We start from the raw sequence: 12,563 nt of genomic DNA on the forward strand, positions 1-12,563 counted from the left end.
GTTATGAAATATCGTATTCACTGATAAATTCTATTTTAAAATCCAAAATAAAAACCATGCATGACAAAAATCACACATGGTAAAAATTTATTTATTTGCCTGTCTACTTGACAGGGGGCAGTTCAATGGGCTTGTTCTTTTTACTTTGCAGCTAATGATGGGCTGGATGTTTGCTTTAATCGAGCCAATGTAATTATTCGGTAAAAGAAATGTAAATCTTTCATGAAAAAGCCCTTGTTGGACAAGAAATTTGCTAGTCTATAAGTGGCCTTAATCTTATCTATAAGGGCTATAAAATACGATTAATTGGAGGTTCAAGAGTAATGTTAGGAAATCAGAATTTGGTGGCTAATTTTGCAAGGACTGAAGACTTAAAGGCCCTCTACCAGCAGGCTAAGCGAGTGAAGACAGTGAATCTTCGCGAGCAAGTGGTCTACCTACACTATCAGCCGGAAGCTGACCGTCAAGCTGGTCGGACCCTAGTCGTATGCAGTGACGGGGCGCTCTTTAGGACCCCGGCAAAGCCAGAAATCCTGATCCAGAACTATAGCGAGCGGATGGCTAAAGAGCATTTTTTTCATCAGAAGCTAACAGCTAAACCCTTTCTCCCGGTTGTGAGTGCCGATTTGATCTTTATTCCTTTGAAATCAATTAAGCGGGGAACTCCTTCCTGGTTAGCTCTCCACCATGTCCACCGCTTGCCCAATTTAAAGGAGAATAACCAACATACCATTGTGGAGGGCATCGGCAACTTTCATCTGACTTTGAATGTGCGCCCCCGCCGCTTTATTCCCTTGGTCAGACAGGCCTACCGCAGTTGGGTCTTTTTGAATATGTCCATTCTCTTACATACGCCCAAGCAACCGCCGTATTTTAAGCTAGAAGACTTAGAAAATAGCCACCTTTTCCAGAGAATGCTCTTCACAGAGGCTTCTGACCAGTTCGGTGAGCTCTACCAAACGGCTGAAGATATCTATAGAGAGCACTATAATGAACAGCTGGCGCTCTGGCATGAACGGGTCTTAGACTTTATCCACTAGTTCAAAGTATGCTATAGTAGGGGGACGAGAGGAGGCATAGCGATGGGAAAGAAAAATTATGAAGGGCCCGTACGGCTTTCAGACTTATCTGCAGGCAAAGAGAGAAGTACTGCTAAGAAAAAACCAAGTCAAGAAAAGACTCGAACGAATGCGTCGAGCCAAGCCGAGGACTTGGTCCAAGCTGCTCAAAAACTGAAAGCCAAAAAAGCTGTTGCCAAAGAGGCTGAGACAGCTTCTTTCAAGCGTCAAGACAAGGATCAAGAGGCGAATTTATCTGGCGAAATTACCAAGATTGAAGTGCAGAAGCGACGGAAGAATCGTTTTAATATCTACCTCGACCAGAGCTATGCCTTCCCTGTGAGTGAAGCCATCCTGGTTAAGTTTGCTTTAGCCAAGGGCCAGTTTTTAGGTGGTGAGCGGGTAGAAGAGATTCAAGCGGCGGAAGCCGCTGCCCAAGCTTATCAAACAGCAGTCAATTACCTCAGCCATCAATTGCGTTCAGAGAAAGAAGTTCGACAGCGGCTCCAGCGGGACGATTGGTCAGAAGCAGTGATCGACCAGACGATTCAACGCCTGAAAGAACTGCGCCTGGTCGATGACCTCGTTTATGGCCAGTCCTACACGCGGACGGCCATGAAGCTACAGAAGAAAGGCCCAGCCCAGATCCAACGCAAATTAAAGGAAAAGGGACTGACTGAGACCATAATCCAACAAGCCCTGGAAGAATATGATGAGAAAACCGCCCAGGAAAATATTGAAGACCTTGCAGCCAAACGCCTAAAACAACAAATGCGAAAGTATGCCCAGCGCGATAGTGAGCAGCGGACAGTTCGTTACCTGATGCAGAAAGGTTTTGCGAGTGAAGCAGCTAAGCAAGCCGTTAAGGAGGCGAGCCGAAGCCTGACTGATGACCAGTTAGAGCAGGATAAGTTGGACCAGCAAGGCCGGAAGTACTGGCGCAAGTACCGCCGCTTAGAGCCAAAAGACCGCTATTTTAAAGTTAAACAACAGCTTTACCGCCGAGGCTTTGAGGGCGATGCCATTAAGCATTGGCTGGACCAAGCGATGGAGAAGGAAGAGGGATAATTTGCAGATACAAGATCAAAAGCCCAAGGATTGGATTGGCCGGAGTGCAATTGAAGACATCGGGCCAGAGATTTATGGCGTCCAAGTCTGGGGGCCTAAAACGAATGAAAAATTCCAGACATGTTTATTGGACTGGTATGACCAGTATGGCCGGACCCTACCCTGGCGCGAATCGAAATCCGCTTATGCGGTTTGGGTGTCAGAGATTATGCTCCAGCAGACCCAGGTGGACACGGTTATCCCTTATTATCATAATTTTATGCAAAGCTTTCCCGATATTGAATCGCTGGCCCAGGCCGACGAAGCTGACCTCCTAAAGGCATGGGAAGGCCTGGGTTACTATTCCAGGGTCCGCAATATGCAGGTCGCCGCTCAGACGATTATGGAAGAATTTGATGGCGAATTTCCCAATGAGCTCAAAGCCATTCAATCCTTAAAGGGAATTGGCCCTTATACCGCTGGGGCGATTGCTTCCATTGCCTTCGGTATCGTGACCCCAGCCATTGACGGCAATGCCATGCGGGTCTTCGCCCGACTCTTCACGGTAACAGCAGATATTGCCCAGGCCAAAAACCGCAAGATCTTCCAGGCTCTGGGCCAGTACCTGGTGGATCCTGACCGGCCAGGAGACTTTAACCAGGCCATTATGGATCTGGGCTCGAGCTTCCAGCGGGCTAAGGATCCCAATCCCGAGGCTAGCCCCCTGCGCGACTTTAACCTTTCAACTCTGACTGGGACAAGTCTGGCTTATCCTGTCAAGAGCAAAAAAGCCAAGGCCAAACATTACTACTATGATGCCTTAGTCTTAGAGGATAAGACAGGTCGGGTCTTAATCTGTCAACGCCCCAAAACGGGCTTGCTCGCTAAGATGTGGACGGTTCCCTTGATTGAAAGGACACAGGCAGGGAAAGAGGCAGGCCAACTGGGTCCTCTCTTTGCCGACCAAGTCGCTGAAGACGATCAGTCAATCTATGATAACCTGCTCTTAGAGGCTCAAACTCACTACCAAGTCAGCCCAATCTTCTATAAGCGCCAGCTAGCAGAGGTCAAACACGTCTTCAGCCACCAAGTCTGGCACATTCGTATCTACCAGGGCCAAGTAAATGAAGACCCAGACCAGGTCCTCGACCGACTCGAAAAAGAAGCCCAAACAAACTGGGCCTGGCTAAAACTTGACGACCTCAGCCAGCACGCCTTCCCCACCGTCCAAATGAAAATCTGGCAAGCCTACGAAAAAAATAGGGTGTGAGCAAGAGCGCTTAGAAAGGGATGACTGGAGGCAAAGAGGATAAGATCGGCCTTAGCCGATCGTTCCACTTTGCTGAAGTCACTCCCTTTCTGCTCTTGCGAACCCAACTAAACAGGGTGTGAGGACTGGCGCTTAGCTTTCCTTCACTGGAGCAAGTCACCAGAGCAGTCTCACAGACTGCGGCGAAGACTTGTGAAGTGACAGGAAAGCTGCCAGACCGAACCCGACTACAGGGTGTGAGAGGATGCGGGAGAAAGGGGCCTCTGGAGGCAAAAGCCAGAGAAGACAGCAAGTCTTCGACGGTTTTTGCTGAAGAGGAGCCCTTTCTGCATCCTCGAACCCGACTAAACAGTGTGTGAGGGCGCATGTTTAGCTTCCTGTGACCGCAGACTCTAGCTGCCTTACCCTATCCCAATTGCACAAAGAAAAAAGACTGAGTATAAAACTCAGCCTTTTTTTGAACTTTCGAATACTTCACAATCAAATCGAAAGGGCGGCAGCTAGTGCTGGCGGCGCTTCTTCTTATGCTGTTGTTGACGCTGGCTTAACTGGCAATACCGTTCATACCATAAGTCTACATAGGCTTTGGAGAATGGCCCCTTGCCTTCTTCAATCCAGCGGTTCAATTCATAGAGATGGCAAGTGACGATGTAATCGATATCGTAAGGATAGGCCATCTTTCGACCGTGGTCGAGGTATTCATCGACATCGAGTAACTTTTTATCGCCATTCGGAAAGACCTTGATATCTAAATCATAGTCAATGTATTTAAGGCCGTCCTTATCCATTATGTAGGGAGAAGCCAGGTTGCAATAATAAGACGTGCCTTTTTGGCGGATCATCGTGACGATATTGAACCAGTACTTCTTATGAAAATAGAGTAGGGCGGGCTCGCGTGTTACCCAGCGCCGACCATCGGATTCACTGACAAGGGTATGGTCGTTGCAAGCAATGATACTCTGATCAGAAGTCTTGAGCACCATACAATCATGCCAAGTGCGATGCAAACTGCCGTCATGTTTATAGCTTTTGACTGCGATGTATTCTCCTTCTTGAGGATTACGCATCAAAAAACCTGCTTTCTGCATCAGTATTCAATCTTATTCTTAAATAGTATAACATAGCTTAGCTAAAAATAGAATTTTTAATTAGAAATTATTAAAAAGAGTCCACTGTTCGATTCCTTAAATTTTTGTGCTACAATGAATGGAAAGAAAATAAACGAGGAGTTAGATTTATGAGGGAATTCAACAAAAAAAGCCTGCTGGCCATGCTAGCGACAGTGGTTGTCGGGTTCATCATTATTGGCGGGTCCTATGTGATTGGTCAGCGACGTGAAGAAGCACGTTTAGCTGAGGAAACAGCACTCTTCCAAGACCATAAAACAGCAGACCAAGAAGGGAACCAGGCTAGCCAGCAGACAGGGTCATTAGACCAAGCAGCTGCAGAATTTGAGCAGAATCGTGAGCAGACAACAGCTGCCAAGTACTTGGCTTATGTGAACCGCGAAGCAGACCAAGTCAGTCTCTTAGCAGTAGACTTGCTTAACCAATCAGCAGACTGGCTAGAATCAGGGCTGGCTGGTCTCAAGGACCAGGGCTTTGATCAGATTGCTGTTAATAAGTTGAACTATACGGGGATGTCGACAGCTGATCTCTTAGCCAGTGATTATGCCCAGCAAGTGGCAGAAGGTGACGGCCAGCTGATTTTAGTCCCCCTTAACCTAGCAGCTGAAGCCCAGGCTGGAATTGATGAAGCAACGAGTAAGCAAAACATTGAAAGAATCTACCGGCAATTACGCTTGGCCAAGCCGGAAGCCTTACCGATTTTTGTTATTGCGCCTAGCTTGAATGATGACGAAGCGAGCGATGCCTACAAAGATAAGATCGCTAAGATACTGGATGACTTGAATTATAATTATTACGACATGTGGGCTGACTTCAAGGAGAAGTTAGCAGCTGATAACTTGAGTTTAGAGGACGCCTACACGGAGGACGGTCAGTTGACCAACCAAGGGGCAGACTTATGGAGTCAACTACTGACCAAGGAATTGACTGAGACCTCTATCGATGCCCGCCACGGCTTCAAGGGTAAGAATGACGATCTCGACCAGTTCAAAGAAGTTGAAGCTAAGCAAAGAGAAGAAGAGGCACGCGCCCGAGCTGAGGCGGAAGCCCAGGCACAGGCTCAAGCGGCTGCTGAGTCAGAAGCAGCTGCCCAATCCTCAAGGCAAGCTGAATCCGAAGCCCAAGCCGCTAGCCAATCCCGGGCCCAAGCTAACCAGGCCGCTCCTGCCCAAGGCCAGCAAGGGAATTGGAACGCTGGGGGTAACCAGAATTATCAAAACAACCAGCAAAATACCTGGAACCCTAATAACAACACCTATAATCCAGGCAACCAGAACCAACAGGGGAATGCTAACGGATATGGCAACACCAATGGCAATAACGGCGGCTACCAGGCAAATAATGGGACGCCCCAAGGACAATATTAAGCAAGATAAGGCCTTTCCTAAGGGAGGGGCTTTTTACTTGGCTTCAATGAGCAAAAGTTAATGCACGCTTCAGCGAATTATTGCTATAATAAAAGCGATGTTTATTTTGATACAGTCTATTAATGAGCCCTTTGATCCGACTTTAGCTCAGGCTCATGGGATAGTTTTGCACTGGCAGCCTGCTTTTGCCAGATTAAGGAGATATATAATGGAATTGCTTGATGACTTATTTGCCCTGTCGGGGATTGAATCGCCCCAGACCATCCGCGATAAAATGCATGAGATTGCACTGAGCGAAGAATTTGACCGGGCTTATGCTTACACTGGAGCACTGGGGGCAGTCTATCATAAACGCTTCACACGCTTTGTGCTTTGGGCACCTCTGGCCCAGCAAGTGGATTTATTGGTTTTTAAAGATTTATATAGTGAAATATACGATAGCTATCCGATGAAGCGGCAAAAGCAAGGGAGCTATGAGGCGAGTTTGGCCGGTGATTGCCACAATCTCGCTTATAGCTACCGGCTCTATTTTCCAGACGGGAGCTGTGTTTATTCCCAAGATCCTTATGCAAAGGCAGCAACGGTCAATAGTGGGCGATCGGTAGTTATCGATCCGACCACTGCCTATCCCGAGGCTTGGGAAGAGGACCAGGGACCGAGGCTAGCGCCTAGTGACGTTGTCATCTATGAAGCGAATATCCGTGATCTAACCGCAGCCCCCTCTTCTGGCGTTCGTTTTCCTGGTAAGTACTTGGGCTTAACTGAGTCTGGAACGACCAGTCCCCAGGGCTTGCCGACAGCTTTGGATTATTTAGCCGACTTAGGCGTTAGCCATGTCCAATTGATGCCTTTCTTCGACTTTGCAACGGTTGATGAGGAGCGGGAGAGCGCTCGCAATTATAATTGGGGCTATGACCCCCAGAATTATTTTCTGCCGGAGGGGTCTTATGCGACCGACCCCTATACCCCAGTGACCCGGCTTAAGGAGACCCGGCAGATGATCCAAGCCCTCCATCAGAAGGGGCTCGGGGTGATTATGGATGTGGTCTTCAACCATGTCTATGACGAGGAGAGCCACCCCTTGATGCTCACTGTCCCAGATTACTACCTGCGCTTCCACGCTTCCGGTCACCCAGCTAATGGCTCAGGAGTTGGCAGCGAGCTGGCGACAGAGCGCCGGATGATGCGCCGCTATCTCTTAGATGCTATCCGCTATTGGGTGGAGGAATACCATGTGGATGGTTTCCGTTTCGACCTGATGGGATTAATTGATGTAGAGACCATGCAGGCCGTTCGTCAGCTTGCCGACCAATTGGGACCTAATATTATTATCCTAGGTGAGGGTTGGAATATGGGCCATTGCCTGGCAGACAAGGATAAGGCATGCTTGGAGAACGCTGCCCAGCTGGAGGGAATTTCTTTCTTTAATGACCGCTTCCGTGATGCCTTGCGGGGTAATGACTTTGAAGAGGGCCATGACACAGGTTTTATTTCCAACAAAAAACACCTGGAATTTCAAATTGTCGAAAATTTAAAAGGTAGTCAAACCCTGAATGGGGAGGACTATCACTTTCATGCACCGCAACAACTCATCCAGTACTGTGCGGTCCATGATAATTGGACCCTCTGGGATAAGCTAGCTATTACCCGGGCCCATGAAGTGCCTGGTTTCCGCCGGCGCCGGCAATTGTTAGCTAATAGCTTGATTGCTTTAAGTGAGGGTATTCCCTTCTTCCACAGCGGTCAGGAATTCTTGCGGAGCAAATTGAATCTAAGGAATACCTACAATGCATCGGTTGAGATTAATGCTTTGGACTGGGAGCGTCGTGATGAGGAGAGCGAAGCGGTTGCTTATTTTAAGGGCTTACTCAGCTACCGCAAGGCCCACGATGTTTTTCGCTTGGACAGCTTCGCAGCTATTTATGATCGCTTGGAATTTCTCCGGGCAGATTCCCAAATTATCTTGGGCCTCTACCAGGCCAATGACCGGCAAATCCTACTGGCCTGCAATGCTTCCAAGCAAAATCAGAGCGTCCATTTGCCTGAGGGCGATTGGAAGCTGCGAGCGAGTGAGGGACGTTTTTACTCGGATGATGAAATGGTCCAAAATTATCGCCAAGAAGCAGAGATTCCCTTCTTGACAGTGAGCATTTTTGAGCAAGTCAAGCAAGAGTTAACTGCCAACAAATAGAAAGAAGAGAAGAAAAGCCCCTGCCTGAGATGTTTCTGAAGGCAGGGGCTTGCTTTTGGATTTTATAGCCTGTTAACTTATTTTTCTATGCCTTTTAAGCTGTCGGCTTGGAACTTGTCTTCCACATGGTGGAGGTGGTAGCTGCGAACGAGCATGTTGAGTCGCATGAGACTTTCTTCATAGCGGATGATCGCGCTAGTGATTAGAATAATGGCATTGGACCGTTCGAGTTGTGAGGTGTCCGTTTCATTCTCAGAGAGGCGGGCGGCCTTGAACATATTATCGATCAGGTGTTGCCGGTATTGGGAAGTGGACTGGAAGAAGTTCACTTCAGTGGGAGAGATCCGGCCATCGAATTTAAGGAAGATCTGTTCATGAGCTGCACAGAGGGTTTCGATGCGTTCGCGAATCTCTAAGCGCAAGCTATCAGGCAATTCAAAGACCACATTGGTATGTTCGTGGAGGAGTCGGAGGAGGCGGGTTGCGTGGTTGAGCGCTTGGATGAAGCTTCGGATAATCACCAATTTACGCTTGAATTCTGTGATCCCTTTGCCCCGCCATACACGCTCTTCTTTTAGACGTTCGAAGAGCTCTTGGATGTGGTGGATCTTACGCCGGGCCCAGATGAGGTCCGAATTGAGCGTGGAGTATTCGCCATTCTTCCTGAGGATAGCCCTCAAGCGGATGCCAATTTCGGTATTAGTAGTGTTGATCTCATCATAGACGACGGCATCGTACTTAGGAGGTAAGATGAAGAGGTTAACCAGGAAGGCGATAATAACGCCAAGCAAACTTTCAATCACCCGCTTACTAGCGGTGAGGATAATCTCTTGGTCTGAATCGAAGGGAGAGAGCATGATAATAACCACTGTCATCGCCGCAATGGAGATGGCATTGGACAACTTCATCGAATTCATTAAAACAATAAAAATAATCACCGTTAAACCAATAATGCCTGCATTGCGTCCAAAGAGGGTGGTCATTATGACGGCACAGAGCCCCCCCATGAAGGCCGCGATAATCCGATTCGACATTGATTCCCAAGTTTTACCAACCGATTGTTGCATGGTCAAAACGACAGTGAAGGCAGGCATTGTCGGGTCAATATGCGGCAAGAAAGTAGAAATAATAATAGCCAACATGACACCAATGCCTGTTTTGATCGTTCGGGCACCCAATTTCATTTTTCTTGTTTGTCTCCTTTACAGATAAATTATGAGAATTACTTTCCCTATAAGCTTACCATTGTTTGTTGGATAGTAAAGCCTTATTAGCTTCTTTTAGTATAAATTTTAGGGCTAAGACTAGCCTCCTCCATAAAGAAGAGGTATACTGAAATAGAATGGAATAATTATAATGTGAGAGGAGGAAGAGAGATGACACGTCCAGTGATGGATAATGAGAGCAAGTATGCGAAAACAATTACAGCCCTGCGTGAGCATAAGGTGCGAATCACCCCCCAGCGGGAAGCTATTATTAAATACCTCATTGAAACCAAGGACCATCCCACAGCAGAGGACATCTTTAATGAGCTGTCGCCGCATTTTAAGAGCATGAGTTTGGCAACGGTCTATAATAATTTAAACCTCCTGACTCGGATGCACTTGGTACGTGAATTAAATTACGGGGACGATGCCAGCCATTTCGACTTCGATTTGGACCGCCATTATCATGTAATCTGTGAGCACTGCGGCCGTATAGTGGACCTTTACTACCCCATTCTCTATGAGTTGGAGAGTTATGCTGCAGCCTATACGGGCTTCAAGGTCAATAACCATCGGCTAGAAATTTATGGCCTGTGTCAAGACTGCCAACTTGAACGTCAGGAAGCAGACTCCCACTAAGCCATGCGCTTGGCGCCTGCTAGGATATGTTAATAGCCAATAAAAAGAGAGTGTGACAAAAGTCGGTTAGCCCTGAATCAGCTAGCGCATACTATATCTGTAACTCGCTCCGCTTCGAACAGCTATAGCAACTGTCCGCGAACTATGAAAGAACCTGTCAAAGGTTCTTCCATAGTTCGTAGTTGGGTTCACAAAGGCAAAAAGGGAGTGACTTCAGCAAAGTGGAACGATCGGCTAAAGCCGCTCTTATCCTCTTTGCCTCCAGTCATCCCTTTTTGGACGCCTTTGCTCACACCCTGTACGAAGTGGATGTCAGGGCTGACTTTTGGAACACGTTTTTAAAGAATAGTTCGTATTTTATAAAGAGGCCGGGACTTTTGTCCCAGCCTCTTCTAAACTAGGCATGCTAGCCAAAGCTTTGATAAGTTTTTGTTGTCAGATGTGGACACTTGTTAGGGCTGCTCGAAGCCTAGCAAATCTACAGCTATTGAATGCCTGGGCTAGGCGATTTCTGTCATAGACTTTCTAGGCTCAAGTGTTAGCCAGTTCTTTAGCCTTGTCGTAGCCAGCTAATAGACTTTCAATCATGGCTGTCCGCAGTCCCAGTGCTTCTGCTGCTTGTACTTCGGCGATGGTTGTGCCAGCGGGTGTACAGACCATATCCTTTAGTTGGCCAGGGTGGAGCTGGCTTTCCTGGGCCATTTGGGCTGCTCCAAGCATGGTCTGGCTGGCAAAATCATAAGCATCCTGCCGGCCCATCCCTGTTAAAACAGCAGCGTCAGCCATCGCCTCAAGCATCATGTACATGAGAGCAGGGCCTGATCCAGATAAGGCTGTGACCGTATTTAACTGGTCCTCAGTCACGAAGCGGGCCTGGCCTAAACTTGAGAAGATGGCGTGGAGGCCTTGGCGGTCATCGGCATCCAAACGCTCATTGCAGACGATGCCAGCCATTCCGGCACCTACCTGGGCAGGGGTATTCGGCATGACACGAGCAAATTTTTGTTCAGAACCTAATAACTTGCTCGCACCCTCTAGGCTCAGACTAGTTGCAATCGAGACCAGTAAGCAAGTGGGGGAGAGACTTGCCTTGATTTCTTGAATCACCGCTTCAATATAAGCAGGTTTAAGGGCTAGGATAACATAATCCGCTCCTGCCACTGCCTCCTTGTTGTCTGTAAAGCAAGTAACAGAGTATTGGTCAGAAAAAACTTTAAGTTGGTCAACTGCTTGGTCAGCTAGGCGTACCTCCATGCTTTGGAAGGGAGGATTTTCTAAGATCCCTTTAGCAATTGCACCACCCATATTACCAGCACCGATAATAGAAATAATTGGCATAGACTTGGCTCCTTTTATTTTTTAATATTATAGCATATTTCCTAGTCATTAAGTCGAGATTCCAAGGAGGCCTAGCTAATGTTTAGCTCAATCAAAAATTCCTTTAGCAAATTAGCAACTACTTATCTAGCTTTCCGCCATCGCTTGTCAATACTTACAGCATCGCTTTTACTCTTAATAGTTAGCCTAATCCTCTGTCTTCCCTTTATTAGCACTTACCAAACTAAGGTGGACCAGGACCTCAGTCATGAATTTGACCAATTAGAAGTTTATTTCACGGGCCAGACTAGTCCTCTACTCTCAGCTAATTCCTATGAGGATGGCTATTTTGAAGAAACTGATCAAGCCGGCCATGACCAGGTGAACGACTTAAACCTTTATTATTTTCCTAGTGGCCAGACCTTACAAAGGATTGAAGCCTCCGATCAATCCTATTTTGTTTTTCTGCCAGACCAGTATTTTTACCGCCTAAAAGACGGTCAAGCTGGGCAGGGGGCCTATCCCATCCATTGGCAGGTCCCTACAAGTATGGATAGACTATTAGAAGATTTAAAAAGCTATAAAGAAGAAGAACAAGCCCAAAGTCGTTTTCTAACTCTGCTAGCCTTCCGACATCTCTACTTTGCTTTTATTGTCTTTGCCTATGCCTTTCTCAGCGCTAGCTATCTCAATCGAAGACGACGCACGGCTTTCTCAGCCTTGATGAATTTTGAAGATTGCTTGGCCTTAGTTAGTCTATCCACACTCCCTGCTTCTCTCTTAACACTGATTACAGCAGTCTTAACCAGGCAGCCAACGATCTTAGCGACTAGCTTTATAGTCTATGCTGTGTGCCTTTTAGCCGGTCAAATCAAATTAATTTCAAAAAAATAAAAAAAGTCTTTGACAAAAGAAAGAATACTTGGTAAACTAATTTTTGTCGTTTGAGAGAGCGCAAGTCGCTAAAAAGCTCAAACAACAAAAAATAAAAAACTTGTTGACAAGACGGAAGCAAGTTGATATGATAATTGAGTACTTCTCAGAAGGACTTAAAAGTTCTAATAAGAACAAAAAAACTTTTCTAAAAAAGTTGTTGACAAGCCTTTGAGAAATATGATATTATTAAATAGTCGCTTCAATGAGGCGACGAGATAGACCTTTGAAAACTGAACAAAGAAGACGAACCAATTGTGTAGGGCATCAACTTCGAGTTGATGAACCAACAATTCAAACAATAAATAGTTGAGCAAACAACTATAAAAAGTCAGCAATAACGAGCTTATCAAAGCTCATGAATCTTTCATGAGAGTTTGATCCTGGCTCAGGACGAACGCTGGCGGCA

Annotated in this window: 10 protein-coding genes; 7 read left to right on the plus strand and 3 right to left on the minus strand. The window is 46.8% G+C overall.

The genetic code is table 11. The annotated features are described in order from the left end of the window. Positions 1 to 323: 323 nt before the first annotated feature. The 3 genes from F6I03_RS09605 to mutY are packed head-to-tail and all read left to right on the plus strand — an operon-like array spanning position 324 to position 3,375. Entirely contained in the window at positions 324 to 1,040 is a 717-nt protein-coding gene (locus F6I03_RS09605; RefSeq protein WP_070430500.1) for a hypothetical protein, read from the plus strand. Between the two features lie 42 nt (positions 1,041 to 1,082). Then, positions 1,083 to 2,126, plus strand: a complete 1,044-nt coding sequence (recX, locus tag F6I03_RS09610; protein ID WP_083290521.1) for a recombination regulator RecX — start codon at positions 1,083 to 1,085, stop codon at positions 2,124 to 2,126. A gap of 1 nt (position 2,127) precedes the next feature. Further along, complete coding sequence (gene mutY / locus F6I03_RS09615; protein WP_224788520.1) at positions 2,128 to 3,375, plus strand: A/G-specific adenine glycosylase; 1,248 nt, start codon at positions 2,128 to 2,130, stop codon at positions 3,373 to 3,375. A gap of 500 nt (positions 3,376 to 3,875) precedes the next feature. On the opposite strand, the gene F6I03_RS09620 is transcribed toward mutY, so the two are convergent. Next, positions 3,876 to 4,442, minus strand: coding sequence for a DUF402 domain-containing protein (locus F6I03_RS09620; RefSeq protein ID WP_067976595.1), 567 nt, complete (start codon positions 4,440 to 4,442; stop codon positions 3,876 to 3,878). 170 nt (positions 4,443 to 4,612) lie between these two features. On the opposite strand from F6I03_RS09620, the gene F6I03_RS09625 reads away from it, so the two are divergent. Beyond that, complete coding sequence (locus F6I03_RS09625; protein ID WP_070430439.1) at positions 4,613 to 5,869, plus strand: hypothetical protein; 1,257 nt, start codon at positions 4,613 to 4,615, stop codon at positions 5,867 to 5,869. A gap of 208 nt (positions 5,870 to 6,077) precedes the next feature. Beyond that, positions 6,078 to 8,060 (plus strand): type I pullulanase, encoded by a 1,983-nt coding sequence (pulA, locus tag F6I03_RS09630; protein WP_168163701.1) that lies wholly within the window; start codon positions 6,078 to 6,080, stop codon positions 8,058 to 8,060. A 77-nt stretch (positions 8,061 to 8,137) separates the two neighbouring features. Here pulA and F6I03_RS09635 read toward each other — a convergent pair whose 3' ends face one another. After that, positions 8,138 to 9,244 carry an FUSC family protein gene (locus tag F6I03_RS09635; RefSeq protein WP_070430438.1) on the minus strand — a complete coding sequence of 369 codons (1,107 nt, stop codon included), beginning with the start codon at positions 9,242 to 9,244 and terminating at the stop codon, positions 8,138 to 8,140. A 207-nt stretch (positions 9,245 to 9,451) separates the two neighbouring features. Between F6I03_RS09635 and F6I03_RS09640 the strand changes: the two genes are divergently transcribed. Then, positions 9,452 to 9,904: a Fur family transcriptional regulator gene (locus F6I03_RS09640; protein WP_210383779.1), complete on the plus strand. Its 453-nt coding sequence runs from the start codon at positions 9,452 to 9,454 to the stop codon at positions 9,902 to 9,904. 531 nt (positions 9,905 to 10,435) lie between these two features. Here F6I03_RS09640 and proC read toward each other — a convergent pair. Then, on the minus strand, positions 10,436 to 11,242 hold the full coding sequence (gene proC / locus F6I03_RS09645) for a pyrroline-5-carboxylate reductase (protein ID WP_070430436.1): 807 nt from the start codon (positions 11,240 to 11,242) through the stop codon (positions 10,436 to 10,438). Positions 11,243 to 11,320: 78 nt separating this feature from the next. Between proC and F6I03_RS09650 the strand changes: the two genes are divergently transcribed. Next, positions 11,321 to 12,115, plus strand: a complete 795-nt coding sequence (locus F6I03_RS09650) for a hypothetical protein (protein ID WP_070430435.1) — start codon at positions 11,321 to 11,323, stop codon at positions 12,113 to 12,115. Positions 12,116 to 12,563: the final 448 nt, after the last annotated feature.

This window comes from Aerococcus sanguinicola (assembly GCF_008726925.1).
Taxonomy (GTDB): Bacteria; Bacillota; Bacilli; order Lactobacillales; family Aerococcaceae; genus Aerococcus.